Below are 26059 nucleotides of genomic sequence, written 5' to 3' on the forward strand. Positions count from 1 at the left end.
AACCGGCCCGAAGGCCGGTTTTTTTATCGGTCAGGAACCGATTACTGCTTGGCGGCCGGAGCCGAAGCGTCAGCAGCCGGAGCCGAGGCGTCAGCAGCCGGGGCCGAAGCGTCAGCAGCCGGAGCGACCGGGGCTTCAGCAGCCGGAGCCGAAGCTTCAGCAGCAGGAGCGGTAGCAGCCGGAGCAGCCGTGTCAGCGGCCGGGGCGGCAGCTTCTTCCTTCTTGCCGCAAGCAGCGAGAGCAACAGCGGCCAGCAGCGATGCGATCAGGAGAGACTTCTTCATTGTTCGTCCTTTAACTTGTAATAACGAAAAACAGGCGATGAATAATTACCGGTAATTATCGCTCTTGAACTGCAAAATTAGGCCCTCCCGGGTGCCGACATATGCAGTGGTCCACAGTACTAGCCAGCCAACGATTATATCCGCGTTTTCCCGGCTTGTGTAGCGCCGACATTTGCTGATTCGCAATGTTACGCATTATTACAGCCGCGGCCCCAATTGCAACCATCCTTCCAGGGTCCAGTGATGGAATGTTTCCATCAGATCGGGCAGTTCGGCACAGTTTCCCACCTCCTGGGCACTAAGCTGCCGATTATCGGCCAACTTCTTCAGCCACGGCATCAACTCGGCCGGCGGCTCGTAGGCTTCTCCATTCAGGAAGAAATTGGCCCGGTCGTAAAGCGCAATCGATGCCGGCGCCAGCACCACCCCATGCCGGGACGCCAGTGTCGCATAACGGCGCAACGGCATGTCAGCGATCTCTGCAAATTCAACGCCAGGCTTGGGCTCGGACAGATGGCTGCCGAGGAATTCCGACACCATCTGGCTGTTCCATTGCAGTGACTTGAGCCGTTCCGCCACCGCCTTGGCCATGCCGGCCGGCAATTGCGCGGGACGTGTCGCGGCACGCTCGCCGGCATCGGCATAACGGCCGCCGAGATCCTCGTTGTCTTCCACTGTTTCCGAAAGCCAGGCCAGGAAGTGGCCGGCCAATTCGCGATAGGCGGGCGCACGGAAACCGATCGAGCAGGTCATGCATTCGCCCTCGGCAATACCATCGTGCGCATATTGCGGCGGCAGGTACAGCATGTCGCCCGGTTCCAGCACCCATTCCTGTTCCGCGCTGAAGTCGGCAAGAATCTTCAGCGGCATGTCGGGGATCAGCTCGAGGCTGGTCTGTGACGAAATGCGCCAGCGGCGCCGGCCCGAGACTTGCAGCAGGAACACGTCATACGAGTCGAAGTGCGGACCCACGCCGCCGCCGTCGGTGGCGTAGCTGATCATCACGTCGTCGAGGCGCGCGTCGGGCACGAAGCGGAAGCGGCCCATCAGTTCCGCCGCGGCGGCATCGTGCAGGTTGACGCCTTGCACCAGCAAGGTCCACTGGCGGGTCTTGACGCCGGGCAGGTTTTCGCGCGCAAATGGACCATGCGCGAGCTTCCAGCGGTTGCGGAAGTGCGTCACCAGGCGCGATTCGACCTCGTCGCGATCGGCGAGATCGAAAAGCGCATCGCGCGACACCGGCGGCACAATTCCCGGCACCGCCTGTCGAATGAGCATGGGCTTGCGATGCCAGACATCCCGCATGAATGCAGCAGGCGTCATGCCACCAAGCAGGTCGAGCGGAGTGTCTGGATCGACGGGGCCAGGGGGCAGGGCCTGCGCGTATAATGCGGAATCGTTCATGGAGTCAAGAATTGAAAATCGCTAAGAACACGGTGGTGTCCGTGATGTACAAGCTATCGGACGCGCAAGGCAATCTGATCGAGGAGTCAGATGAAGCCATGGTCTATTTGCACGGCGGCTATGATGGCACGTTCCCCAAGATCGAGGAAGCGCTCGACGGCCATGACACCGGCTTCGAGACCCAGCTGCAGCTGGAGCCGGAAGATGCGTTCGGCGACTACGATGCCGACCTGGTGAAGGTCGAGCCGCGCAACCGCTTCCCCGAGCCGCTCGAAGTCGGCATGCAGTTCGAAGGCATGCCCGAGGACGGCGACGAAGAAGACTCCGTCATCTACACCGTGACCGACGTGGCCGAGGACAAGGTCGTGCTGGACGGCAACCATCCGCTGGCCGGCATGGCGCTGCGCTTCTGGCTGAAGGTTTCGGAGGTGCGCGAAGCCACCGCCGAGGAAGTCGAGCATGGCCACGCCCACGGCGCCTCGGGCGTTGAAGTGGTGGACGAAGACGAGGACGACGATACCCCCCGCACGCTGCACTGAGCCTTCGCTTGCAGTGCTGTCTACAGGAAGCCGGCCGTTGCCGGCTTCTTTGCTTTGGCGCGCGCGTCAGTTCGGTGCCGGGGCATCCTTTAGCACCACCGCGAACGGCGACGCCGCGGCGGGCGTGATCACCAGTTCGGCCCATTGCGAGATCGAGCTGGCTGGCAGTGACACGCGCGTGAAGTTCTGCAGCACCTTGCCGGCCGCGTCGCGCAGCGGCTTGTCGATGCCGAAGCCGTTGTCGGCGCCGCTGCCGGCGGCGTGCACCAGCAACACCTGGCCGTTGAAGCGCGCGCTGAGGTCGCGCAGCTGGCGCTTGAATTCGAGGTAGCCGTCGCGCGTGCGATGGCGCATGAAACCGTCGAGCAGCGTAGGCCGTCCTTTCTTCTCCCAGCCGTTGGCGAAATGCGGATCGGCATGGGCCACCACGACGATGCCGTTCAGGCCGCGCTGGCGCGCCACCGAAAACGCCCGTGCCAGCCACTGCCGGTTGGCTTCGCGCCGGTCCTCGAACTCGCTGTTGCGGCCGCCTTCGTCGCGGTAGTGGTTGTTGTCGCCCGGCACGTTGAGGCCAACGATCAGCACGTCGCCGACACTGATGCGCATGTTCTCGCGGAAGCTGCGGAACAGCGCCTGGTCCGATTGCCGCACCAGCGGCCGCGTCTGCCGTCCGAGCGTGGCGTCTTCCGGAAAGAACAATTCGCGCAGCCGGCTCAGCCGCTCGACCGGGTCGAAGCTGCCGTTGACCGGCAGCCTGCATTCGGACCAGTCGGTTTCGCCCGGCACGTAGATCAGCGGCAGCGGCGACTGGTTCAGCAGCTGCTGGCGGCTGCCGAGCACCGCATCGCTGCATGACTCCGTATCGCCCTTGATGCCGCCGGCATGGATCACCAGGTTCAGCTTGCGCTCGGCGAAGTGGTCGAGCAGCGTCGCCAGATTGGCTTCCGCGGCGGGCCATTGCGGCAGGTCGGCGACCAGCGCGACGCGCACCACCTGCGGCTTGGCCGGTGCCCGCGCCGCCAGCGCCTGCGGCGCGGCAGCCGCCATCGCGGCCAGGCACAGCCATGGCAGCAGCAGGGTCGGCAGGGCCCGGCGCAGCGCCTTCATGCCGTATCGACCGCCTCGCCCGCCAGCGCCTTGAGCCGGTACAGCGCCTCCAGCGCCGCGCGCGGGGTCAGCGTGTCCGGATCCATGTCGGCCAGCGCGTCGATCACGGCTGCCTGCTCCGGGGCCAGCGCGGGGGCGGAGGCGGTCGTGGCGGCAGCGTTGTGGTCCCAGGCGTCGTCGCCGTCCGGCGTCGGCGGCGCGGCGAACAAGTCGAGCTGCGGCGTGGGCGTGGCATCGGCGGATTGCTGCTCCAGCCAGGCAAGGTGCTTGCGCGCGGCGCGGATCACCGGCTGCGGCACGCCGGCCAGTTGCGCCACCTGCAGGCCGTAGCTCTGGCTGGCCGGGCCGTCCTGCACCGCGTGCAGGAACACGATGCCATCACCATGCTCGACCGCCGACAGGTGCACGTTGGCCGCCTGCGGGAACTCCTGCGGCAGCTGGGTCAGTTCGAAGTAATGCGTGGCGAACAGGGTATGGCTGCGGTTGTGCGACAACAGATGGCGCGCGATGGCCCACGCCAGCGCCAGGCCGTCGAAGGTCGAGGTGCCGCGGCCGATCTCGTCCATCAACACCAGCGATGCCGGCGTGGCATGGTGCAGGATGCCGGCGGCCTCGGTCATTTCGACCATGAAGGTCGATCGCCCGCCGGCCAGGTCATCGGCGGCGCCGATGCGGGTGAAGATGCGGTCGATCGGCCCGATCACCGCCCGCCGCGCCGGCACATAGGCGCCGACGCAGGCCAGCAGCACGATCAGCGCGGTCTGGCGCATGAAGGTCGATTTACCGCCCATGTTCGGGCCGGTGATCAGCAACAGCTTGCGCGCCTCGTTGAGCTGGCAGTCGTTGGCGATGAACGCCACCGACTCCGCCGCGAGCTGGCCCTCGACCACCGGATGGCGGCCCTGCACGATGTCGACCACGTTCTCGGCGACGCGCTCCGGCGCCGACCAGTCCAGCGTCTGCGCGCGCTCGGCCAGTGCCGCCAGCACGTCCAGCCGCGCCAGCGCGCCAGCCACGCGCTGCAGCTCGCCGATATGCGGCAGCAGTGCCTGCAGCAGGCCATCGTAGAGCTGCTTCTCGCGCGCCAGCGCGCGGTCCTGCGCCGACAGAGCCTTGTCCTCGAAGGCCTTGAGCTCGGGCGTGATGTAGCGCTCGGCGTTCTTCAGGGTCTGGCGGCGGCGGTAGTCGTCGGGCACCTTGTCGGCCTGGCCGTTGGTGACCTCGATATAGAAGCCGTGCACGCGGTTGAATTCGACGCGCAGGTTGGCAATGCCGGTGCGCGCGCGCTCGCGCGCTTCCAGGTCGATCAGGAACTGGCCGCAGTTCTCGGAGATATCGCGCAGCTCGTCGAGCTCGGTATCGAAGCCGCGGGCGATCACGCCGCCGTCGCGCACCACGGTGGCGGGCTCTTCGGCCACGGCGCGCACCAGCAGGTCCAGGCAGTCCTGCGGCACGGCCAGGTCCTGCAGGGTCTGCACCAGCAGCAGGCTGCCCTGGTCGTCGCGCAGGCAGGCCTGCACCTCGGGCAGTGCGCGCAGCGTATCGCGCAGCGATGACAGGTCACGCGGGCGCGCGTTGAGCAGCGCCAGCCGCGAGGTGATGCGCTCGACGTCGGCCAGCCGGCGCAGCGCCGCGCGCAGCGCGTCGGTGCCCTGGTCGATCAGCACGCCGATGGCCTGCTGGCGCGCCTGCGGCACCGCCGGGTCGCGCAGCGGGTGGTGCAGCCAGTGGCGTAGCGCGCGGCTGCCCATGGCGGTGCAGCAGGTGTCCAGCAGCGAGAACAGCGTGGGCGACTCGCCGCCACGCAGGGTTTCGGTCAGTTCCAGGTTGCGCCGCGTGGCGGAATCCAGTCCGACATATTCCGATTCGCGCTCGACCTTCACGCCCTGCACATGGCGCAGCGACTGGCCCTGCGTGGTGGCGGCGTAGTTCAGCAGCGCGCCGGCCGCGCCCAGCGCGGCGCCCAGCCCGGCACAGCCGAACGGGTCCAGGCTGGCCACGCCCAGCTGCTCGCGCAGCCGGCGCGTGCCGGCATCCTGGTCGAAATGCCATTCCGGCAGGCGCGTGCGGGCGCACGCCAGCGCGGGCAGTTCGATGCCATCGGCATAGAGCAGCTCGGCCGGGCGAATGCGCTCCAGCTCGCGGCCCAGCAGCGCCGCTTCGCATTCCATCAGGCGCAGCTCGCCGCTGGCCAGGTTCAGCCATGCCAGCCCGGTCTTGCTGACGCCGCGGCGCGTGGTCTGCTGGTGCACTGCCATCAGGAAGGTATCAGCCTTGTCCGGCAGCAGCGCGGCGTCGGTCAGCGTGCCGGGGGTGACGATGCGCACCACCTTGCGCTCCACCGGCCCCTTGCTGGTGGCGGGGTCGCCGATCTGCTCGCAGATCGCCACCGACTCGCCCAGCTTTACCAGCCGCGCCAGGTACTGATCGGCCGAGTGGAAGGGGATGCCGGCCATGCGGATCGGCACGCCATTCGACGAGCCGCGCGCGGTCAGCGTGATGTCGAGCAGGCGCGCGGCCTTCTCGGCATCGTCATGGAAGAGTTCGTAGAAGTCACCCATGCGGTAGAACAGCAGGGTGTCTGGGTGGTCCGCCTTGATGCGCAAATATTGCTGCATCATCGGGGTGTGTTTCTCCGCGACGGGTTTTGCAACTTCCTGATTCAACTTGTTTTTCTCCTGCAATCCCTTTGCTCGTCTAGCTTCGCGGGTGTTTAGTGTTCGTCCGCTTGTGCTCCGAACGCTTCTGGTCACTTCACTACACTCAGGGCGCCAGCGTAGGTTTTTGACGCATCATGCCGGGAAGCCTACGCCGCTGCCTTCATTAGCGTTTGCGGCAAAACCTACGCTGCCGAAAACCTACGCCATGTACTTCGATGCCCGCGCCGCCAAGCAGCTGCAACCTGGTGAGCATCTCACAATCCCTGACCACCCGGGCCTGCGCCTTGAATGCAATGCCACGCGGCGCACCTGGATCTATCGATACAAATCGCCGCTCGATGGGCGTATGAAGCAAACGAAGATCGGTGCTTGGCCAGCGATGTCGCCCGCCGCTGCGATAGTCGAGTGGGAAAAGCTGCGTGCAGCCCGGGACGCTGGTTGTGACGTGGCGGCCGAGAAGCGCGCCGCTCGGTCGCTCGCGCAAGCGGTCAAGGAAGGGAGTTTACCGCAGGCCGGGCCGTACACCGTTCGTCGCCTGTGTGAGGACTACCTGGTTGGCCACGTCGAGCGCAATCGGGCCTTGAAGGGCGCCAAGGAAGTGCGGCGCATGTTCAACACCATGTTGGGCGATTTGGCGGCTGCGCGGCCCGAAACCATTACGCGCGCACAGGCCTTTGATCTGTTGAACTCACACGCATCCATCCCAGTACAGGCAGCGAAACTCCGCTCGGAATTGGGGGCGGTGTGGGACTACGCTTTGGACTCCGGGCGGCTGCCCGAAGCGGTGCCGAACTGGTGGCGCCAGATCATGCGTGGGCGCCTGCGCAGCGCCGGCAAGAAGATCCAGGGGAAGTCCGTTGGAGAAGTTAAGCGCGTTCTAACCGAAAGCGAGGTCGGGGAGTTGATCCGGTGGCTTCCAAACTTCAGTCGCATCGTAGCTGACGCACTGGCGCTTTACTTATGGACCGGCACGCACGGGTCGGAGATAGTCTCGATGGAGGCGGCCGAGATCAGCGAGGAGAGTGACGGTCTCTGGTGGACGATCCCGAAGGCGAAGACAAAGAACGCCAAGCGGCAGGGCGCGACGGACCTGCGCGTGCCGCTATTCGGCCAGGCCGAGCAGATTGTGCGCCGGCGGCTGGCGGTGGCTGGCGATGGATATCTATTCCCGTCCAGGGTCGGCGGCCCGACCGAACAGAAGACCATTCAGACGGCCGTGCACTACCATCAGCCATATTCCAAGACTCGGCCAGAGGACCAGCGCCCCCGGTTGACCGTTACCCACTGGGCTCCGCATGACCTCCGCCGCACTGCGCGCACGCTCCTAGCGTCTATGGGCTGCCCCACCGAGGTAGCGGAATCCATCCTCGGGCACATGCTGCCCGGCGTGCAAGGGGTCTACAACCGACATACCTATGACCGAGAGCGACACGAGTGGCTGGCAAAGCTATCGCAGAAGCTAGAGAGCCTGGAGGCTCTTCGCTAGGCTTATCGGAATCCGAAATGTACCGGTGAGAGGGATGCGAATGGCCGTGGGTTTCCGCCCGGGGGGCGGCGCTGCGGGGGCGGGGGCCTCGCCAAGTTAGCTTCTCATTTCCGATCGCCACCATTGGTAATGCGCTAATTTTTAAACATCCAGTTTCTCGGGCTTCGCAAGCGCTTTCGGCGGGGTTGCCACGCAGAGGAGGCTGACGCACAATGCAAAAAACTATAGGTAGGGCCAAATATGAAGGTCACGCAGGTTAGTAAGTTAAGGATCGAAAATCTTCGTGGGATCTTGGATACAGATTTTATTGATCTGAAGCCGATAACGCTTCTGGTTGGTAAAAATAGCGCGGGAAAAAGCTCATTTTCTCGGATATTTCCACTTTTGCGGCAAAGTGGTGAGGCAGTCCGAAGTGCTCCGGTTTTGTGGTGGGGGAAATATGTTGATTATGGTGATTTTTCGCGGGCGGTAAGTCGGCATGCAGATAAGAGGGAAATATCCTTCTCATTTGCATTCGATGTTGAGCCGGGAATAATAACCCATACAGATTTTGTTGGATTCCGCCGTAGTGCTGGAATGCTCGCTGCCAAAGCGACTGCAGTAGTTCGTGTCTCGATCGCAGAGTCGGAGAAGGGTGAATCTTATATATCGAATGTCAACCTAAAGATGTTCGATTTGACTTGTGATCTAAAAATATCTGAGGATAATCTCGTTGAATATATTCAGTGCGGCTCAGTAATTTGGCGGCCTAAGGCTGATGGCGAAATAATAGGCCATGTGACGACTGGTCAATTTCTGCCGGATATTTATTTTTCAAATATTGATGCTCGCGACGAGAGCAAAACCAGAAAAATTTATCCGGGTGCGCCACTTAAAGAGTTGTTTCATTCGTACTTGCGCGCCTATATTCATGGCAATGCTAGCCATGCAAGCATGAATAGTGCAGCAAGGCAAGTTGTTATTGCCGATAGGGATACTTGCCTACTTTCAATACAGGGTTCTAGAAGCGGGCCGCCATCGTGGCGTGAGAACGCTAAGAAATTTGTAGTGAATGGAAGCGGGTTGCGGAACCTGCGCTGCGCTAGCTTTATGGAGGCTCTTTCGGGCATTTTGCAAAGCTTAAACGAAAAGCTTGGTGGCTTTGCCGATGGGGTGCGCTACATGGAGCCTATACGTGCAACGGCCCAGCGCTTCTATCGCCAACAAGAATTGTCACTCACTGAAATTGATCCAAAGGGTGATAATCTGGCAATTTTCATAAATTCATTCAAGAAGCACCTTGGCTTCGGCCAATTCAACAATTGGTTGAAGGCGCATTTGGACTTTCGCGTTGCGCCAGCGGTGGAGGGGGCTCAAATTGAAATGAAGATTGCACTCGGCGATTCGCAAGAAGCCACGAATTTGGCGGACATGGGTTTCGGATACTCCCAGATATTGCCGATCGCAACTCAATTGTGGGCCTCAGCTCATCCGCGTTTAGAAGTCAGGCGTAGATCCGGCAATAATACGCAAAGTTGTATTGTGATCGAACAACCGGAGTTGCACCTGCATCCAGCCTATCAGGGGCGGATTGCTGACTTGTTTGTGGCTACGATTGGTGAGGCAAAGAAAGCGAACCCTGGCCCAATAGCATTGAGCATCATCGCTGAAACTCATAGTTCCGCGCTCGTGAATCGTCTCGGCGAGTTGGTGGCGACAAAGGTAATTCCGAAGGACGACGTCCAGATTCTTCTCTTTGAGCAGACGGATCATTCAGCGCCGGCATCCGTGCGAAGTGTCGGATTCGATGAGGAAGGCGTTTTGGAGAATTGGCCTTTCGGTTTCTTTTCTGGAACGGCATACGAATGATAATTGAATTTGATTCATCGATTATCGATTCGGATGCGCCAGAGGGCGAGGTTCGTTTTGCTATCGAATCGGTATGTGCGGCAGTACGGCGCGGCTATCATTTTTTATTTTCGGGGCGAGCTGTTCTGGATTATCTTTTGACATTTCCTGGTATCACAAAGGAGTCTCGGGTCGTTATTGATGGTGTTCGGTCGAGCTATGCGACGACCGCAGGATTTTTGTCTAGCTTTGGTTACAGAGTTATCATCCGTTCCGATATACCGGCGTGTCGCCAAGTTGCGGGGGGGCGATGGGAAGTCCCTTTGAGTAGCATCGTTGATCATGGTGTTCAGCCGGTTAATTTGTTGGGTGAAAATTCCAGGGATGCAGAACTCTATACGGAAGCTGCTAGGCATTACGTCATCAATAATAAACTGGGCCCTATACAAATTCATGGGGTACCGAGAAATGGAAATGGCGCGGGAACTTCACAGGAATTACGAAGATATATTGAGCAGCGACGGGAGTGGGTGGTTTGTCTGACCGATTCAGACCGATGTTGCCCTGCAGATTCGCTCGGCGACATTGCGCAAATGTGCGCGGGCGAGGTCAGGCGGGGCTCTTGGGTAGCGTTGCATGCTCACGTTTCGGGTAGAACGATCGAAAATGTGCTGCCGCATAATCTAGTAGCAGACGCTGTTCCACCAGAACTGCAAGAACGTGTTTCCAACGTTAGCAGGCTTCATCATCTTCATGGAAGCGAAGTAATCAACCACGCCAATCTAAAGGATGGCGTCCATGCGAAGTGGATCAGAAATTTAGGAGAAAATTCCGCCAGCCGAAATTTCTGGGAGCCAATTGCTGTTGCTGAGGGCATTGATTGCGCAGATTGTTGCTTGCCGCAAGCGCAGTGTGGCAGGGATAGCGTCTGTCAAAGGTATGTGCTCAGAGGCTTCGGTAGTGCGCTGAGCGAGCATGTTCAAAGGCATTTGGAGGGAATCAGTCCTCATAAGGCGGCGGAGAGGGCAAAGTCCTCTTTTAATTCCGATCTCTGGAATGCCATCGGAAAAGTGGTCTGCCTTATGGCTATGGCGCCAAAGCCTAGTAGGAGCTAATGCATTTATCGAACCCTGGTGCTCCTTCTGGCATCAGCCTGCGGCATCCAGGGGGGCATCGCTGTTTCGGATTTCGGATTTATTGTCTGATCGGCCGAGAGTCGGCAGGTGAGCGCGGCTAGAAGCGAAGGACGGAGTATTCCCATAGTCCGGGCATTGGATCTAAGCTAAGGCAGCCAAGCGGCGATGGATGTCATCCACCTGGCCTGCAGAATGGCAGCGTAGGTGCCACCGCGGCGAAGATCACTCCCGCGGTGGCCGTAACGATCAAAGCTGTGGTGCAGTTATTGCGGGGTGGCGTTCGCCTCGGCAAGGCGCGCTTCGAACTCGGCGATGCGCTGCGACTGGTCTTCGCGACTGCCCCACAGGAGCGCCCGTATGGCTGTCTGTGAGATGAGTTGGTGATCGCCGCCGCGCGCGTGCAGCATCATGGCGAAGTTGGCCACATCGACTGGGTCGCCCTTGCAAACGGCTTCGCCCAGCATTGCGGCAAGCCGCTCGATCGAGCATCCCATGGGATCGTCCCAGCCGCCGCGGCCGGCGGCGCGGCACTTGGCGAGCTTGCGTTTCATCGCGCTGGCCAGTTGATCCACGGCGATGTCGTCGGTGTGAGCGCGGGGCGCCTTTCGGAAGGTGTGAGCGTCGCGCGAGGTGGCGGCGAGCCGAATGCCTTGCTCTTTTGTGATGCGCGCGCCAATGCTGGTGATTAACGGCACGCGGGTGTTGCGGTTGCGCTTTGCCATGGAGATCTCCGGTGTGGTTAGCTGACCAGCAGCTCGTCAAGCGACTTACCGGCTTTCAGGGCTGCCTCGACCCAGCCGGGGCGCTTGCCGCGGCCGGTCCAGGTGTTGCCGTTCTCGTCGCAGTAGCGGATTGCGGGCTGGCCCGGCTTTCTGGTTGGGGCGCCCTTGGGTGCGGTCTTCTTCGGTCCGCGCAGGATCTTCGGCAGCCAGCGGGTGCCGGCAAGCAGCTTCTCGGCCTTGGCGGCCAAGTCGGCCTTCCTCATGATGGCCAGTGGGGCCGCGGCCTTTTTGCCGCAGGCCTCGGTAACGGCAGCGATCGCCATGGTCTTCGGCACGAAGCTCAAGTAACTGCCGGCGGTGACCGACCACCAGTCCGCCATGTCTAGGCCTGCGGCTTCTGCGACGGCGTCGGCGGCGCACGCGCCCTCGGCAGTAGAGACGGCGCTGGTGCAGGCGGCGGTGCAGAGCGCGACCAGTTGCAGCAGATCCTGCTGGGGCAGGGCGATCAGATGCGCCAGTAGTGCGCTGTCGGCCTTCGGCAGGTCGGCGAGAAGCTGCGCGCGAAGCTCCTGCAGGCGGATCGAGGCGGGACTGCGATCAAGGTCGTCGGCGATGGCGGGCAGGCCGTGCATCTTGTCGCTGACAGAAAGGTCCAGCGCGCTGAGAGATGCGAACTTGTAGCTGGCGTCGCGGAAGAGTTTCAGCAGCAAGCCATGCACCAGCACGGCAAGCGCCAGCGTCGGCTGCTCGACCAGGTGCAGCTGTAGGGCGGCGGTTTGGTGCGCGGTCAGGCGGCTGGCCAGACTGGCGGACAGGGTTGCCTTGTCGGCGGCCTTCTTCGCCGGCGTGCCGCTGTCATCGCTGCCGGAGCCGGTGGTACGGATCTTCTGTTTGACGACCAAGCCACGGTGGATCTGCAGCACGCCGCCCTCGGTGATAGCCAGGATCGCGCCGCTCTTCGCCTTATCCGCAGCACTCCAATCCTGTCGGCTCTCCTCGATGGCGGCAAGCTCGTCGTTGATGGCTTCCAGTCGGGCGGAATGCTCATCGTGCGCGTCGCCATAGTCGTCGTCCTCTTCGAGCTGATCGATCGCCTTCTCGGCCTCGGCGCGTTCCTTCTCCAGAGCCTTTATGCGCGCCTTCTGCGTCTTGCTGGGAGAGGTGGTGGTCGAATAGGGCAGGCGCTCGTAATCGTAGTGCACCTGATAGTTCTGGAAATCCGGCTTCGCCTCGGTCCAGCCCCAGCCTTCGGTGCGGAGGTCGGCGGCGGCCGCTTCGAGCTTGTCGCTGGCCAGCTGCTCGAGCAAGGCGCTGTCAGCGAGGTAGCCGTTGCCGGCGTCGCTGAACAGCTCGCGCTCGACATGGCCGCCGGCGGCCTCGTAGGCCTCCAGCGTGACGAACTTGGCCAGCTTGCTGTTGCGTACGTCGATCTCGCCCTTGGCAAGCTCGGGACCATGCGAGTAGTCAACTACAACACCGGAGCGATGATGGCTTCGGGAATGGGTGGGGCGTCCGTCGGACTATCTCTGGCGCCGGGGACCTACTACTACGCGCCGGAAGAATATGGCAACGCGTATTTCTGCACCGTCGTTATCCTCAAGAGGTAAGTCATGATTGATGCAAGCACAATGCCGGAAAGCGGGCGCTGCACTCCATACCAAGGTGACGGCAGATTGGGGGCACATTTCATTCTCCAGCCGAGCATCATCCAGTGCTTCAGGAGAACGAAGGGAAGCGGTTCTGGCCTGGGTGGCCAGACGGCGCCACCCATTACGTTAAGGAGGGTGCGCTGGTCGAACGCCCGGTCAACACGGCCCGGCTCGATGGCATGACGCTGCGGGATCTCCCGGTACCGTGCGTCATCGTCATCGACGGTGCGCGCTATGACTGCGATGAGCCCCTGGCTGAGCTGGATTTGTCGGGCCCGGGTATGTACGCCGTCACGGTGGAGGCCTTCCCGGCGCTGGATGCGAGCTTCGTGGTGGAGGTGTCAGCATGAAGATTCGCCACCGCCCCGACCACGCCCCCCGCCGCAAGGGCGAGTATCCGCCGATCGAAGAGCAGCTGGACGCGCTATGGCATGCCATGGATCGCGGCGAGCTTCCCAAGGTCAACGGATTCTATGACCGCATCAAGGAGATCAAGGACCGACACCCGAAACCTGACTGATCGCCGCATCCGTCTTTCAACCGACAGCCGCCAGCGAGCGGCTTTTCTTTTGCCCATCGGGCAGCAAAAAGGGGAATACATGCTTCAAAAAGCTATCGAAACGCCGACGACCGGCGCGCTGGCCAACCATCATGTGATCGTGAGCTATACGGCCGACCTGGCGAACAATCGCAGCGTCGTCGTTGTGAACAGCTATTTCAACGAGGCCGCCCACGCGGCTGGCCGTCAGGCCATGCATACCTGGCACGTCCAGCTCTACGAGGTGCCGCCGGTGAACCAGCCGGCTCTGCCGTGGTTCGAGCAGATGCTGGCCACCGACGAGGTGCCGCCGGAAGGCGACCCCTCCTGGAGCATGAGCCCAGACCGCTGGGTCTTCTCCGGCGCCCAGGTCCTCTGAGCGCCAGCCGAACAATGCCGCCGCCTCCGGGCGGCGCTTTCACTTGCGTTATGGACAAGAAGACATTTCAGTTGGCCGCAGGCCTCGGCGAGGCGCTGGCCGACCGCTGGTGGCCGCACGTCGACGCCGCGCTGTTCGAATTCGGCATCTTGCTCCCGCACCGGGTGGCGGCCTGGATTGCCCAGGTCGGCCATGAATCGAAGGGCTTCTCCACGTTGGCGGAGTCCTTCGATTACTCGGTGCCGGGCCTGGTGGCCACCTTCCGCACGCGCATGCCGGCCAAGCTGGCCAGTTCGCTGGGCCGGCAGCCCGGTGAGCGGGCGGTGCCCTCCGATCGGCAGCAACGCATTGCCAGCATCGTCTACGCCGGCCGCTACGGCAACGGGGACGCCGCGAGTGGCGATGGCTGGCGATACCGTGGCCATGGCCTCAAGCAGATCACGTTCGCCGACAACCACCGCGACTGCGGCTTTGCGCTCGGCGTCGACCTGGTCGCGCGGCCCGAGCTGCTAGCCACGGACGACCGCCTGGCTGCGCGATCCGCGGCGTGGTTTTGGTACGCCCACGGCTGCAATCAATTGATCGACGCCGGCGACTTCGTCGGCCTGACGCGACGCATCAATGGAGGTGTCAATGGCCTGGAGGATCGGCAAGCGCGCTGGGACCGCGCCAAACAGGTGCTGCTGGGATAAGCAGCCGATCGCGCCCGAGCAGGGCGCCGACAATCCATCAAGTAACTACAGAGCCCGCACGCGCGGGCTTTTCACTATGCGGGGTCAAAACATGTCGGAACCGATCAGCGGCAGTGCCGCTGCAGGAGCGGCCGGAGCGGCTGCATTCAAGGCGATGGGCGGAGCGGCTGGCATCGCTGCCGGGGCCAGCGGGCTCGCCGCCTTCGTCGTCATGCTGATGATGCGGCCGCGCACGCGCGGGGAATGGGCTGTCGCCCTGATCAGCACGCTGGTGTCGAGCATCGCCGGCGGGGCCGCCGTGGTCCAGTACTTCGAGCTGGAGCACTGGACGCACAACTACATCGGCCTGGTGGCGCTATTCGGCCTGGTGTTTTCCTGTGGGCTGCCCGGCTGGGCGCTGGTGCGCTGGCTATTCAACTTCATCGACCGCCGTCGGGACAAGGATCTGGCTGACGTGGTCGGCGATGTGCGCGACGTCATTGCAGGCGGGGGGCAACATGGTTGAGCGCGCGGTGCCGTGGCGCCTTGTTGCGGTGTTGCTGGCCGTCGCGGCACTGCTTGGCGCCGGCTGGGTAGCCAACGGCTGGCGCAAGGACGTGCAGCTCGCGCGGCAGGACGCCAAGACGGAGAAGCAGCGCGCGGACACCAATGCCGCGAAAGTTATAGAGCTGGATGATGCCAGGCGCGAGGACCAGCGCCGCATCGAAAAACAATCGGAGATTGCAAATGAAGCAACGAAACAGAGGAATGTGGCATTGGAGGATGCTCGCGCTGCTGGCCGTATCGCTGAGCAGCTGCGCGCGCGACTTGCCGCCTATGTCGCCGAGCGCCGTGCCGATGGTGCCGCCACTGCCGGCGGCAGCCCGCCAGCCGCAGACCCCATCGGAGTGCTCGTCGACGTGCTCGGCCGGTGTGACCGCCGAGCGGGAATCCTGGCTGAATACGCTGACGCCGCCCGGATCGCGGGGCACGCCTGCGAGCAGGCCTACGATGCGTTGACCGGCAAGCCGTAAGGCGGCGTGTCAGAACTGGTCGGGGATCGTAGGCGTGCTGACAACCTTGCGATCTTTCAGAATGAAGCTGGCCGACCGAGTGCTCCCGGCAAGAGCATTGGCGTGGCTGTAGACCCAAATGGTCTGTTCGCCGCGAGTGGTCACCATGTACGGCTTGCCCATGATTCCCTCCAGTTCTGCCTCGGTCATTCCAACCTTGACCGCCCGCGCCTGATTCCACTCGAACGATGTGCCGGCGCAACCGGCCAGAAGAGTTGTCGCTGCTGCAGCTGCCAGTGCAATTTTTCGGACCATGACCCCTATCCTGTTGTTTTGGGAAGGGCCCAACGATACACAATCCGGCGTGAAACCGACAAGGCCATGAAAAAAGCCGGCGCTAGGCCGGCTTAAATGGACAGTGACACTAACGCGGATCAGGCGACTACGTCGAGCTGTCCGGGGGTGATGCCGAGCGCCGTGGCGATCTTCTCGCGAGTGGCCTTGCGTAGCTTGCCAGTGCTGTTTTCCTGTTCGGCATAGGCCGGCTGGCTGATGCCAAGGCGCGCGGCCACTTCCTTCTGCGTCAGGCTAAGGTACTCACGCCACGCCCGCACGGGCGTCATGTCATCGACCAGGATGCGGCGCGCTACTTCGTTGGGCACCAGGTCCTTGTCCTGATCGCGTTGTGCCAGGTAGTCGGCATATGGGATCACAACAAATGCGGGGTGTCCTTGGGCGTCGTTGATGATCTGGATGTTTTGCGGTGTGTCCATCGTAATCCTCTGTCTTGAGGCGGGGGATCTGAAGGGGCCGGTTTCCCGGCCGGCCCCTTGTCTTAGTAGGTGTTCTCGTTTCGGATCTTTACTTCCTGTACATCCACGATCCTGATTTCGCCATCCCAATCAAACAACACCCTGTAATTTCCAACTCGAAGGCGGTAGCCATATTTGTGTCGCTCTAGCGCTTTGACGTTTCTTGTGTTCGGCATCTCCTTCAGTTCCTGTACTGCCGTGTAGATTTTGGTTCGAGTAGGCCGGTCCAGCTTACTCGCCTGTTTCAGCGCCTTTGGCGCCCACCGGATCGCGTTGTCCATGCACAGCAGTATAGGGAAAATATAGGTATATTGCAAGTAGAGTCGGGAAAATATAGGTTTATTCTTTTCCCCGTGCCCGGGCGCGCCGCTTGGCGATGCGGCCTCGCGCTTCCGCCTGCATGGTGGCCAGCCGAACCTCATGCTCCGGCGTGCGCACTTCCCCGCGCCAGCCCCGCGAGCCCGGCGTGCCGCTGCCGTAATCGGCCTCTAGCGCCTCGATGATGCACGGCTCGGCCATGAGCTGTTGCATCCAGCTTTGCCCCATCACCCCATCCTTCTCGTACAGCCGCTCCGCCATGTAGTGAGCCCGCTGTATCGTCTCGCGCAGCCGCGCAATCTCCCACAGCAGATCCCTCACATCCTGGTTGCGATGGCGCAGCCCGATGTCTCGCAGTTCCTCTCCCGTCAGCGCTGGAAGATCCAGCGGCACCTTGATCGCCATGGCGTCAGCGCAGCGCAAAGCGCACCGTCATCGGCGCCACAGCAATCCATGGCCCGACAGCCAGGCGCAGCAGTTGACCGTCCGCCCAGTAGGACAGGTAATCCGGGCGCCATTTCAGCTTCTGGAGCGGGCGCAGCTCAACGCCGGTGACGATCAGGCCGCCGCCCGCAGCAGCGACAGCCTCGCACGGCAGGCGCAGCTCTTTGTGGTCCTCGCCGAAGTAATGGGCTTCGAGACAGATAGTGGTGGCCATTGGGTGGTGTTTGTGATGGACTGTATAAATATACAGTGTCGTCCGCCAGCCATCCAAACATCAGGACCTGACGTGGCGGGAGATTGACGTCACCCTTTACTTGTCGTATCGCGTGCATTACAGGCTGGAGGCTGTAATGCAAATAAACAGCTGTTGGCCTGTGGCGCCATGCCAATGTAGGGTTGGAAGCACGTTCCCGGCGCGACAGCAAACGCCTCCTCCATGTGCGCTGGCGTGCCGGTTGCACCTTCGCAGCATGAGCCACTGCACCAAAGGACTGCGCGTCTGGGGGAGGAACCGAAAGCAGGGCCTTGAGGGAGGGCCGCGGAGGGAGAGATGGCTCAAGAGCGCAGAGGATTCCTCATGATTTCAGGGGCTTGCAGCGCGTTCGGGGAGAAGCCGTTAGGCTATACTTCGTCGCTTAACCTCCCAGCCAGAGCCCATTGTGCAAGCGCAAACCACAAATCTAATTCCTAGCATAGGCTCAGTTCAAAAAGTGGCATTTGAGCTACTTGAATTTGATAAGTCTAATCCTCGCCTGATGACCGGGGATGAGTGGGCCGTATCTGATGACGTCGCTATCATTAGCGCCTATCGGGAGATAGCCGCGCTGGACGAACTGGTCCTTTCCATCGCAACGAACACCTATCTCAATCTAGAGCCACTGATCATTCATGGGAACGATGGTGGTCCTTACAAGGTTCTAGAGGGCAACCGACGACTGGCAGCAATGAAGCTGCTCAGTGACCCCCAGCTGGCAAAGGACTGCAAAGTCTCTTTGCCAGAAGTCACACAGAAGGTCCTTGACTCTTTCTCGGACGTGTTGGTGTTTCGTGTGGCCAACCCTGAGGATGCGCACTCTTTCATTGGCTTCAAGCACATCAATGGTCCTCAACGGTGGGACGCCTACGCCAAAGCAAGATTTGTTGCGGAGTGGTACCGCAAAGACCAGGCCAACGGTTTAACGATTGATCAGATTGCTCGCCAAACGGGCGACACGAACGATACCGTGCGTTCCTACATTGGCGCCATCCTGGTAGCCGATCAAGCGGAGCGCCAAGGCCTTTTTGAGATTAAGGATCGATTTAATAAAGGGCGCTTTGCATTTTCGCATCTATATACGGCGCTTGATCGACCGGAGTATCGTAATTTTTTGGGATTGGAGCTCGGCTGGAATAACAATCCAAGTGAAGCACCGATTCCTGCTGAAAAGTCTGAAGAATTAAGGGAAGTCCTAACATACGTCTACGGCTCCAAGCGAGATAAGGTAAAACCGCTGGTGCTTAGTCAGAATCCTCACTTGGCTCAATTGGGCCGCTGCTTAGGGAATGAGCGAGCCCTTTTGAGACTCCGCGCCGGTGAACCTTTGTCTACGGCTTTTGCTGAGATTGAGGGCGGCTCGATGTTCAACCATGCGCTTGGCGAGTTGATGGCCAAGGCTGAGAAGGTGTTGTCGCTAGCGACAAAATACGACGGTAACCCCGAGTTGATGTCATTTGTCGCCGAAGTAAAGCTAAAGGTGGAAACCGTCGAGGCGATGATGGCCGTCAAAGCAAACAGTGTGTCCGCAAAGAACAAAATCGAGAAGAACTAAAATGGCTCTGGCAACGCCTCCCTTGAGGGATGACTTGCATGTTGTTTGTGATTGGTTGGAGTTATCCGTCTTGGCCGGAGAGTATTACACATATTCTTTCGAAAACTTGGCCCGGGCTTGGGACGTGCTTCGCAACAACGAAGATAGAGATCCTGAGGGTGGCGACGATACTGATGAGAGCTTTATCGAATCCGTGAAGTCGGAAATATTAGAGCGGATCGATGTCTTAGGGGATGCCTACCCTTTTCAGCTTTCGGCAAGCGGTGAAAGTTTAGAGTTCGATGAGGATTCGTGCTCTGCCGGTGGGTATGTGTATCTCCTGTGTTTATTGTTGTCTCATCCTAAGGCTGGCCCTGTTTTTTCGGGGAGCTATTTGCCACCAATAAACAATGTAGTCCGCGATTTTTTTCAAGCTTGTGCGACCTTGGCTGCTGCAGGTTTTTATTCAGGAAACTCTTATTCGTTCGGATTCCCGCGTCCGGACCACACGGGATTTCTGGAAAAACTGCGGATCGTTTACACGCATTTTGGTGAGAATGTGGAGGTAGTCGCGGCTGTGCCTAGCGGCGCCTCGCCCTACCAAAAGGATGCTCAGATTGATGTGATAGCTTGGGCAACGCCAAACGACGGCGCTGCTGGGAAGCCGTATTTGCTAGGTCAAGTGGCAAGCGGTGCAGATTGGACCGCGAAGACTATTAAGGGCGGGCCAATTGATTCGTTCCATAACGTATGGTTCAGTCGGTCGCCGGCCAGCATGGCAACCCCAGCTCTCTTCGTACCTATTTGTTATGGCAGCTTGTGCGATGGCTCAAACAATGATCGCGTAGGGATCCAGTGCTACGAGTTCGGTGTCATTTTCTATCGTTTCCGAGTACCTCTTTTGGCACAGAAGGGCCTCGAAATGGCTGCAAATGATGCGCTGGTTGTCGAGCGTGTAAATGATGTTGATGGTATCCGTCAGTGGGTATCGAGTCAAATAACGAGAATACGGGAAGTTTCAGTTGCGTGAGCGTCTAATAAGTCCTCTTCGATACCCTGGTAGCAAAGCAGGGCTAACTGGTTACGTGGAAAAATTTCTTCGTGATCATGATCTATGTGGCATGCAAATGGTGGAGCCATTTGCGGGAAGCGCTGCGCTCTCGCTCAATCTTTTGGCTAGGGACGTCATTGGTTCAATCATGCTTTTCGAGCGTGATCCGCTAGTGTTTAGTTTTTGGCATGCGGTTTTCTTTGAAACCGATCGATTGGTGCATTTAGTGCAAGCGTATCCACCAACGCTTGAGACGCGTCGAGAATTGGAATGGTTGCGGGAGATGGATGAGGTTCACGCAGACGTCGCCCTGATGGGTTATGCGGGACTCATGTTTAATAGAACTAGCTTCTCAGGCGTGCTGCATGCTGGGCCTATTGGCGGTGTTTCGCAATCGTCCGCGTATAAGGTTGGGTGTCGTTACAATGCCGTCGATTTGGTTCGGCGCATAAGTGAAATATCGGAATATCGCGATAGGGTAGAGGTCTATTTCGGCGACGCGCAGGATGCTCTTGCTGATGCATGCAATGTCGATAATGAGGGGCGATTCTTTTATGTCGACCCGCCTTATTATGTGCAAGGTCCAAGGCTCTATCGCTATAGTTATGGTTTTGCCGAGCATCATCGGCTTGCCTCAGTCTTGGCAGAGGCGAATTACAAGTGGTTCTTGAGTTACGATGATCATCCCGTCATTCGCCATTTCTATCGCGACTACCAAATACACGAACCGATTCTGCGGTATAGCTCCAAGGTACCTAAGTCTGAAGCAGAGGTGTTCATCACCAACGTGTCGACCGATGGGGTGATCGGAAAGGCATCGAGCGGGCGGTTAGCTTTACCTGAGCAGAATTCTGACGAGACTGCGCTTTTGGCCTAGCCAGTGTTGCAGCGCGTGGCTTTTGGCGTAGGTCAGCCCGTAGCTCCAGGCAGGGCTTGGCACAGGCGCTGCTGCATCATGGGCGTGTGGCGGCTGCCTGCGGCGTCTGCCTGTGCCTGTTCAGGGTCGGTTTTCTTCTGCAATCCCATTGCCATTTAGCCTGTCTGGCGGTGGGCCTGCGTCGTGCCGCCCGATCCGCGCCGAGCGCACCTTGCGTGCCGAAGAAAAGCGCCCCCGCGGGGGCGGGCCGGGCGCTGGTCCGGCGGCCGGTGGCCGCGGCACGAAGGGGCGTTTTCGAATATGGGCGATATGGTACAGCACGGTGCTGCCGCCGAAGGGCCGCAGACCGCCGCGCCGGCCCCGGATCAGCGGAACACCAGCACCGGGATGTCGCTATGGGTCAGCACTTTTTGCGTTTCGCTGCCCAGCAGCAGCCCGCTGAGCCCCCGGCGGCCGTGCGAGGCCATGAAGATGACATCGCAGCCCAGGTCGCGGGCGGCATGGATGATGCCCTGGTACGGCGCCGAAGCGCTGGAGACGTGGCCGCTGCATGGCACGCCGGCCAGCGCGGCCGCGGACTCGACCTTGGACAGTTCCTGGCGCGCCTCGGCTTCGGCGCGCTGCTGGTAGGCGTCGCGCTTTTCGTGCGAGCTGTCGCTGGTCAGCACATAGGGATAGCTCTCCACGCACATGTATGGCGTGAGCCGTGCCCCGGCGGTGCGGGCGAACTGGATGCCGGCGGAGACGGCCTGGTGCGACAGCTCCGAGCCGTCGACGGGGAGCAGGATGTGCTTGAACATGGGTTCCTTTTCTGTTGTGTGGAGGCAAGGGCGCGAAGCGAAGCGGACGCCAGCGGGTAGCGTCCGCGCTTCGGCGCCGCGTTCAGTTGGCCAGCGCGCGCCCGACGATCAGCGGATCCGGCTGGCCGATCGCGGTGGTGTCGCGGTTGGCATAGGGAAAGCGCGACAGGATGTAGCGCAGGGCATTGAGCCGCGCGCGCTTCTTGCAATCGGAGCGGATCACGGTCCAGGGCGCATCGGCGGTATCGGTATGCGCGAACATCGCTTCCTTGGCGCGGGTGTAGTCGTCCCATTTGTCGAGCGAGGCGACGTCGACCGGGCTGAGCTTCCATTGCTTGAGCGGATGGATCTCGCGCTCGCGAAAGCGCCGCCGCTGCTCCTTCTGGCTGACCGAGAACCAGAACTTGAACAGGTGGATGCCGCTGCGCACCAGGTGCCGCTCGAAATCGGGCGCCTGCTGCAGGAACTCCTGGTATTCGCGCGTCGAGCAGAAGCCCATCACATGCTCGACGCCGGCGCGGTTGTACCAGGAGCGGTCGAACAGCACGATCTCGCCCGCGGACGGCAGGTGCTGCACGTAGCGCTGGAAATACCATTGGCCGCGTTCGCCTTCGGTGGGCTTTTCCAGCGCCACCACGCGGGCGCCGCGCGGGTTCATGTGTTCCATGAAGCGTTTGATGGTGCCGCCCTTGCCGGCGGCGTCGCGGCCTTCGAACAGGATCACCACGCGCTGGCCGGTCTCGCGCACCCAGGCCTGGAACTTGAGCAGTTCCACCTGCAGGCGGTACTTCTGCTTCTCGTAATTGCGCCGCGACATCAGGTTCTGGTACGGGTACGCGCCTTCGCGCCAGCCGGCGGACAGCTCATCGTCCGGATGGCGCTGGCGCCCGGCCTGCCAGGCAGCCGGGTCGCCTTCGAGTATGAGGCTGCGCAGCTGCGCGGCCTCGTCCGGCGCCAGGCCGTCGAGCAGCGTGCGGATGGCGCCCAGCATGCCGCTGCCATCGCCGGCCTGGCTGGCGAGGATGTCCTGCATGCCGCTTGCCGCGAGTTGCACCGCGGCTTCGATGGCGCCGTCGACTTCATTGCGCTGGGCCGACAGCGCCGAACGGGTGGGCAGCACATCGCCCCTGGCGGTGGCGCGGGGTCGTGTTGCGGTGGGGATACGGGTGGGGAGGGTGTCGCGATCGGTCATCTGCGCGCCTCCGGTCAGGCGGTGGCACGGCGCAGGATCTGGTAGAGCTGGTCCTTGAGCAGCAGCTTCTCTTTTTTCAGCCGCTCGATCTCGAAGGTGGACGCAGGTACCAGGCCCGCTTCCATGTTGTGGATTTCCTGGTCGAGCGAATTGTGGCGGTGGAACAGCCGCGCAAAGCGGGCGTCCTGCGTCTTGAGGGCGGTGATCTGGTCGCGGTACTCGGGAAACATGCTGGCTCTCCTGTAGCTGGATCCGCGCGCACATGGCGTGGCGCATGGATTCATTCTGGTGAGCGCAGGGCGGCGCGGCCTTGACCAGGATCATGGCTCGCCGGGGAATGAGACGAGGCCGCAAGGCGGGATGCACGCGCTTGCGGCGGGGCCGGGAAAAACAAACGCCCGCCGGGATGCGGCGGGCGTGCTTGCCTGCATGGCCGCTCAGGCCATCTGCGAGGGTCAGGCGGCGCTGGGCCTGGCGCTCGGCTTGGCGTTGTCGAGCGAGTACGGCGACAGCAGGCGCACCATCTGGGCAAAGGCCTTGGGGTTGCCGGCCAGCACTTCGCCTTGTTCCAGCTGGCGCGGCTCGCCGGCGTAGTTGCCGACCAGGCCGCCCGACTCGGTGATCAGCAGCATGCCGGCGGCCATGTCCCACGGCTGCAGGCCACGCTCGAAGAAGCCGTCGAGGCGGCCGCAGGCGACGTAGGCCAGGTCCAGCGCGGCGGCGCCCGGGCGGCGCAGGCCGGCGCAGCTGCGCGTCATCAGCGCGAAGATCTCGAGGTACTCTTCCACGCCCTCCAGGTCACGGAAGGGGAAGCCCGTGCCGATCAGGCAGTCGGCCAGCTTGTCGCGGCGGGTGACGCGGATGCGGCGGTTGTTGAGGAAGGCACCGGCGCCCTTGGTGGCGGTGAACAGCTCGTCGCGGGTCGGGTCGTAGACCACTGCCTGCACCGGCGTGCCGCGGTGCAGCTGGGCGATCGAGACCGCGTATTGGGGAAAGCCGTGGATGAAGTTGGTGGTGCCGTCGAGCGGGTCGATGACCCAGGTGTACTCGTGGGTGGCTTCTTCTTCGGTCCAGGACTGGCCGGACTCTTCCGCTAGAATGCCGTGTTCCGGGTAGGCCGTGCGCAGGATCTCGATGATCGCGGCTTCGGCGGCGCGGTCCACCTCGGTGACGAAATCGTTGTGTTGCTTGCGCGAGACGCGCACCAGATCGACGTCGAGCGACGCGCGGTTGATGATGGATCCCGCCTTGCGGGCCGCCTTGATGGCGATATTGAGCATCGGATGCATGAATCTCTCCAGGCCGGCCATGACCGCGCGGCGGGGCGCCAAAGCGCCGCTCGCCCGCTCATGGGCAGCTGACAACACAACGGATTGTAGAAGAACGTGGGGCGTCGCCGGCCTTGCCGCAGGACGCTTCGCAAATGTGTCGCGAACGTCTCGCGGGCATGCATAAACCTGGCGCCGCGCCAAAGAAGAACCCCGAATTGTATATGAACCCGGCAATTGATACGAGCCAGCCCGCCACCCCCACGTCAGGCGGGGATGCCTTCGGCCGCGTGCGCTTCGTGCTGGTGGAAACCAGCCATCCCGGCAACGTCGGCTCGGTGGCGCGGGCCATCAAGACCATGGGCTTCGGCAGCCTGGTGCTGGTCTCGCCGCGCGAGCCCGAGGTGCTGCGGCATCCCGACGCCGTGGCCATGGCCAGCGGCGCCGACGACGTGCTGGCCGCCGCCGTGATCGTCGACCAGGTCGACGCGGCCCTGGCCGGGGCCGCGCTGACCGTGGCCATGACCGCGCGCCAGCGCGAGTTCGGACCGCCGCGGCTGCTGCCGCGCGCCGCCGCCGCGCGTGCGCGCCAGACCCTGTCCGGCAGCGGCGACGTGGCGTTCGTGTTCGGCAACGAGCGCTATGGCCTGCCCAACGAGGTGGTGGAGCGCTGCAACGCGCTGACCCATATCCCGGCCAATCCGGCCTATGCCTCGCTGAACCTGGCGCAGGCGGTGCAGCTGGTCGCCTACGAGATGCGGCTGACGCTGCTGGAGGCCGCCCCGGACGCGGGCGCCAATATCGGCTATGCTGGCGAGCCGGCCACGGCCGAACAGGTCGAGGCCATGTTCGGCCACCTGCAGGCCGGACTGGAGGCGATCGGCTTTCTCGATCCTTCCAATCCTCGCAAGCTGATGACCCGGCTGCGCCGTCTGCTGGCGCGCAGCGGCCTCGAGCGCGAGGAGGTGAACATCCTGCGCGGCATCGCCAAGCACATGCTGATTGCCGCGCAGAACCAGTCGGGCCCGCAGGCCGACCGGTGACAGGAGCAAGGGATCGTGGCAGCAACCCGTAGCGATGCGATGTGGGACCAGAACGGTGCATGCCGAGGCGGCGTGGTCGGGAGTCCTGCCGGCGCGGGTGGGCGCAGGCCCGGTCGATGTTGATCGCAGCATCGCAGCAATGTCCCTGGCGGATCAGGGGCCAATCGCCGGCGCCGCAAGGCGGCCCGGCAAATCCCTTACACTCCTGATCCTCTTCACCGGCCCCCGACCGCGCCGGCGACCCTGCCCCGGGCCTGGCCCGCGTGGCGCGGCGCACGGTGCGGCACCACGACACGACCAAGATGTTCTCTCGCCTGAAGGAAGATATCGACACCATCATGCTGCGCGATCCCGCCGCGCGCAGCCGCCTGGAAGTCCTGACCTGCTATCCGGGCCTGCACGCGGTGCTGCTGCACCGGCTGGCGCACGCGTGCTGGGGCGCGGGCTGGCACTGGCTGGGCCGCTGGATTTCGCACTGGTCGCGCTTCTTCACCGGCATCGAGATCCATCCGGCGGCGACGCTGGGCCGGCGCGTGTTCATCGACCACGGCATGGGGGTGGTCATCGGCGAGACCGCGCAGATCGGCGACGACTGCACCATCTACCAGGGCGTGACGCTGGGCGGCACGTCGCTGTACAAGGGCCAGAAGCGGCATCCGACCCTTGGTGTCGGCGTGGTGGTCAGCGCGGGCGCCAAGGTGCTGGGCGGATTCGAGGTGGGCGACGGCGCGCGCGTGGGTTCCAACGCGGTGGTGCTCAAGCCGGTGCCGCCGGGCGCGACCGCGGTCGGCATTCCGGCCCGCATCATCCTGCCGGATGCGCCGTCGGTGCAGCAGGGTGCGAAGCAGGAGTTTTCGGCCTACGGCATCACGCCGAATGCCGACGACCCGGTGTCGCTGGCGCTCAAGAGCCTGATCGACAATGCCGCGCTCCAGCACGACCGCATCGAGGCCGTGCTGGCTGCGCTCGACCGGCTCGGCGAACACCTGGAGAACACGCCGAACGACCCGTTCGATGCCAGCGAGCTGCGCAAGCTGATGAAGTAACTGCGC

Annotated in this window: 31 protein-coding genes; 16 read left to right on the forward strand and 15 right to left on the reverse strand. The window is 62.1% G+C overall.

Translation table 11 applies throughout. From position 1 onward, the window contains the following. Nucleotides 1-41 precede the first annotated feature (41 nt). Together FHX60_RS27710 and FHX60_RS12460 are read right to left on the reverse strand one after the other, a co-directional pair. Entirely contained in the window at nt 42-284 is a 243-nt protein-coding gene (locus tag FHX60_RS27710) for a hypothetical protein (RefSeq protein WP_092313758.1), read from the reverse strand. 198 nt (nt 285-482) lie between these two features. Continuing rightward, on the reverse strand, nt 483-1688 hold the full coding sequence (locus FHX60_RS12460; RefSeq protein ID WP_181487008.1) for a cupin domain-containing protein: 1206 nt from the start codon (nt 1686-1688) through the stop codon (nt 483-485). 11 nt (nt 1689-1699) lie between these two features. Between FHX60_RS12460 and FHX60_RS12465 the strand changes: the two genes are divergently transcribed. Beyond that, nucleotides 1700-2227: an FKBP-type peptidyl-prolyl cis-trans isomerase gene (locus FHX60_RS12465; protein WP_025582242.1), complete on the forward strand. Its 528-nt coding sequence runs from the start codon at nt 1700-1702 to the stop codon at nt 2225-2227. Between the two features lie 66 nt (nt 2228-2293). On the opposite strand, the gene FHX60_RS12470 is transcribed toward FHX60_RS12465, so the two are convergent. Continuing rightward, the gene (locus FHX60_RS12470; RefSeq protein WP_116601769.1) at nt 2294-3334 is read right to left on the reverse strand and encodes a hypothetical protein; all 1041 of its coding nucleotides are present in this window, start codon (nt 3332-3334) and stop codon (nt 2294-2296) included. Continuing rightward, on the reverse strand, nt 3331-5955 hold the full coding sequence (gene mutS / locus FHX60_RS12475; protein WP_260163865.1) for a DNA mismatch repair protein MutS: 2625 nt from the start codon (nt 5953-5955) through the stop codon (nt 3331-3333). Before mutS ends, FHX60_RS12470 begins: the two co-directional genes overlap by 4 nt. 244 nt (nt 5956-6199) lie before the next feature. On the opposite strand from mutS, the gene FHX60_RS12480 reads away from it, so the two are divergent. From FHX60_RS12480 to FHX60_RS12490, 3 genes are all read left to right on the forward strand, one after another. Next, nucleotides 6200-7480 (forward strand): tyrosine-type recombinase/integrase, encoded by a 1281-nt coding sequence (locus FHX60_RS12480; protein WP_183283525.1) that lies wholly within the window; start codon nt 6200-6202, stop codon nt 7478-7480. A 240-nt stretch (nt 7481-7720) separates the two neighbouring features. Continuing rightward, the gene (locus tag FHX60_RS12485; RefSeq protein WP_183283526.1) at nt 7721-9328 is read left to right on the forward strand and encodes an AAA family ATPase; all 1608 of its coding nucleotides are present in this window, start codon (nt 7721-7723) and stop codon (nt 9326-9328) included. Beyond that, on the forward strand, nt 9325-10422 hold the full coding sequence (locus FHX60_RS12490; protein WP_183283527.1) for a hypothetical protein: 1098 nt from the start codon (nt 9325-9327) through the stop codon (nt 10420-10422). The genes FHX60_RS12485 and FHX60_RS12490 overlap by 4 nt, the downstream gene beginning before the upstream one ends. A gap of 284 nt (nt 10423-10706) precedes the next feature. On the opposite strand, the gene FHX60_RS12495 is transcribed toward FHX60_RS12490, so the two are convergent. Both FHX60_RS12495 and FHX60_RS12500 read right to left on the reverse strand, forming a co-directional pair. Further along, nucleotides 10707-11165 carry a hypothetical protein gene (locus tag FHX60_RS12495; RefSeq protein WP_183283528.1) on the reverse strand — a complete coding sequence of 153 codons (459 nt, stop codon included), beginning with the start codon at nt 11163-11165 and terminating at the stop codon, nt 10707-10709. Nucleotides 11166-11182: 17 nt separating this feature from the next. Then, nucleotides 11183-12472 (reverse strand): H-NS family nucleoid-associated regulatory protein, encoded by a 1290-nt coding sequence (locus tag FHX60_RS12500; RefSeq protein WP_183283529.1) that lies wholly within the window; start codon nt 12470-12472, stop codon nt 11183-11185. A 54-nt stretch (nt 12473-12526) separates the two neighbouring features. Here FHX60_RS12500 and FHX60_RS12505 point away from each other — a divergent pair, with 54 nt between their 5' ends. From FHX60_RS12505 to FHX60_RS12535, 7 genes are all read left to right on the forward strand, one after another. Beyond that, complete coding sequence (locus tag FHX60_RS12505) at nt 12527-12772, forward strand: hypothetical protein (RefSeq protein WP_183283530.1); 246 nt, start codon at nt 12527-12529, stop codon at nt 12770-12772. 104 nt (nt 12773-12876) lie between these two features. Further along, nucleotides 12877-13164, forward strand: a complete 288-nt coding sequence (locus tag FHX60_RS12510; RefSeq protein WP_183283531.1) for a hypothetical protein — start codon at nt 12877-12879, stop codon at nt 13162-13164. Then, nucleotides 13161-13334 carry a hypothetical protein gene (locus FHX60_RS12515; RefSeq protein ID WP_183283532.1) on the forward strand — a complete coding sequence of 58 codons (174 nt, stop codon included), beginning with the start codon at nt 13161-13163 and terminating at the stop codon, nt 13332-13334. Before FHX60_RS12510 ends, FHX60_RS12515 begins: the two co-directional genes overlap by 4 nt. A gap of 79 nt (nt 13335-13413) precedes the next feature. Next, entirely contained in the window at nt 13414-13731 is a 318-nt protein-coding gene (locus FHX60_RS12520) for a hypothetical protein (RefSeq protein WP_183283533.1), read from the forward strand. Between the two features lie 50 nt (nt 13732-13781). Continuing rightward, the gene (locus FHX60_RS12525; RefSeq protein WP_183283534.1) at nt 13782-14423 is read left to right on the forward strand and encodes a glycoside hydrolase family 19 protein; all 642 of its coding nucleotides are present in this window, start codon (nt 13782-13784) and stop codon (nt 14421-14423) included. 91 nt (nt 14424-14514) lie between these two features. After that, nucleotides 14515-14928, forward strand: a complete 414-nt coding sequence (locus FHX60_RS12530; protein ID WP_183283535.1) for a hypothetical protein — start codon at nt 14515-14517, stop codon at nt 14926-14928. Further along, the gene (locus FHX60_RS12535) at nt 14921-15436 is read left to right on the forward strand and encodes a DUF2514 family protein (RefSeq protein WP_183283536.1); all 516 of its coding nucleotides are present in this window, start codon (nt 14921-14923) and stop codon (nt 15434-15436) included. Before FHX60_RS12530 ends, FHX60_RS12535 begins: the two co-directional genes overlap by 8 nt. A 9-nt stretch (nt 15437-15445) precedes the next feature. On the opposite strand, the gene FHX60_RS12540 is transcribed toward FHX60_RS12535, so the two are convergent. From FHX60_RS12540 to FHX60_RS12560, 5 genes are all read right to left on the reverse strand, one after another. After that, nucleotides 15446-15730 carry a hypothetical protein gene (locus FHX60_RS12540; protein WP_183283537.1) on the reverse strand — a complete coding sequence of 95 codons (285 nt, stop codon included), beginning with the start codon at nt 15728-15730 and terminating at the stop codon, nt 15446-15448. 119 nt (nt 15731-15849) lie between these two features. Continuing rightward, a complete protein-coding gene (locus tag FHX60_RS12545) occupies nt 15850-16188 on the reverse strand; it encodes a helix-turn-helix domain-containing protein (protein WP_183283538.1) in 339 nt (112 codons plus the stop codon). Nucleotides 16189-16250: 62 nt separating this feature from the next. Then, entirely contained in the window at nt 16251-16508 is a 258-nt protein-coding gene (locus FHX60_RS12550) for a type II toxin-antitoxin system RelE family toxin (protein WP_183283539.1), read from the reverse strand. 58 nt (nt 16509-16566) lie between these two features. After that, nucleotides 16567-16950 carry a hypothetical protein gene (locus tag FHX60_RS12555; protein ID WP_183283540.1) on the reverse strand — a complete coding sequence of 128 codons (384 nt, stop codon included), beginning with the start codon at nt 16948-16950 and terminating at the stop codon, nt 16567-16569. Nucleotides 16951-16954: 4 nt separating this feature from the next. After that, a complete protein-coding gene (locus FHX60_RS12560) occupies nt 16955-17203 on the reverse strand; it encodes a hypothetical protein (RefSeq protein WP_183283541.1) in 249 nt (82 codons plus the stop codon). 445 nt (nt 17204-17648) lie between these two features. Here FHX60_RS12560 and FHX60_RS12565 point away from each other — a divergent pair, with 445 nt between their 5' ends. The 3 genes from FHX60_RS12565 to FHX60_RS12575 are packed head-to-tail and all read left to right on the forward strand — an operon-like array spanning nt 17649 to nt 20704. Then, nucleotides 17649-18797, forward strand: a complete 1149-nt coding sequence (locus FHX60_RS12565) for a ParB/RepB/Spo0J family partition protein (protein ID WP_183283542.1) — start codon at nt 17649-17651, stop codon at nt 18795-18797. Nucleotide 18798: 1 nt separating this feature from the next. Beyond that, nucleotides 18799-19806 carry a hypothetical protein gene (locus FHX60_RS12570; RefSeq protein ID WP_183283543.1) on the forward strand — a complete coding sequence of 336 codons (1008 nt, stop codon included), beginning with the start codon at nt 18799-18801 and terminating at the stop codon, nt 19804-19806. Further along, on the forward strand, nt 19799-20704 hold the full coding sequence (locus tag FHX60_RS12575; protein ID WP_260163868.1) for a DNA adenine methylase: 906 nt from the start codon (nt 19799-19801) through the stop codon (nt 20702-20704). The genes FHX60_RS12570 and FHX60_RS12575 overlap by 8 nt, the downstream gene beginning before the upstream one ends. A 365-nt stretch (nt 20705-21069) precedes the next feature. Here FHX60_RS12575 and FHX60_RS12580 read toward each other — a convergent pair whose 3' ends face one another. From FHX60_RS12580 to FHX60_RS12595, 4 genes are all read right to left on the reverse strand, one after another. Further along, the gene (locus FHX60_RS12580; RefSeq protein ID WP_112775385.1) at nt 21070-21504 is read right to left on the reverse strand and encodes a universal stress protein; all 435 of its coding nucleotides are present in this window, start codon (nt 21502-21504) and stop codon (nt 21070-21072) included. 82 nt (nt 21505-21586) lie between these two features. After that, the gene (ppk2, locus tag FHX60_RS12585; RefSeq protein ID WP_260163870.1) at nt 21587-22696 is read right to left on the reverse strand and encodes a polyphosphate kinase 2; all 1110 of its coding nucleotides are present in this window, start codon (nt 22694-22696) and stop codon (nt 21587-21589) included. Nucleotides 22697-22710: 14 nt separating this feature from the next. Beyond that, nucleotides 22711-22926: an HP1242/YdcH family protein gene (locus FHX60_RS12590; protein ID WP_183283545.1), complete on the reverse strand. Its 216-nt coding sequence runs from the start codon at nt 22924-22926 to the stop codon at nt 22711-22713. A gap of 225 nt (nt 22927-23151) precedes the next feature. Next, nucleotides 23152-23985 carry an inositol monophosphatase family protein gene (locus FHX60_RS12595; RefSeq protein ID WP_112775388.1) on the reverse strand — a complete coding sequence of 278 codons (834 nt, stop codon included), beginning with the start codon at nt 23983-23985 and terminating at the stop codon, nt 23152-23154. Between the two features lie 203 nt (nt 23986-24188). On the opposite strand from FHX60_RS12595, the gene FHX60_RS12600 reads away from it, so the two are divergent. Then, the gene (locus FHX60_RS12600) at nt 24189-25007 is read left to right on the forward strand and encodes an RNA methyltransferase (protein WP_373861837.1); all 819 of its coding nucleotides are present in this window, start codon (nt 24189-24191) and stop codon (nt 25005-25007) included. A 302-nt stretch (nt 25008-25309) separates the two neighbouring features. Continuing rightward, a complete protein-coding gene (gene cysE / locus FHX60_RS12605; protein ID WP_183283546.1) occupies nt 25310-26053 on the forward strand; it encodes a serine O-acetyltransferase in 744 nt (247 codons plus the stop codon). The last annotated feature ends 6 nt before the right edge of the window (nt 26054-26059 follow it).

This window comes from Cupriavidus alkaliphilus, from assembly GCF_014191175.1.
GTDB lineage: Bacteria > Pseudomonadota > Gammaproteobacteria > Burkholderiales > Burkholderiaceae > Cupriavidus > Cupriavidus alkaliphilus.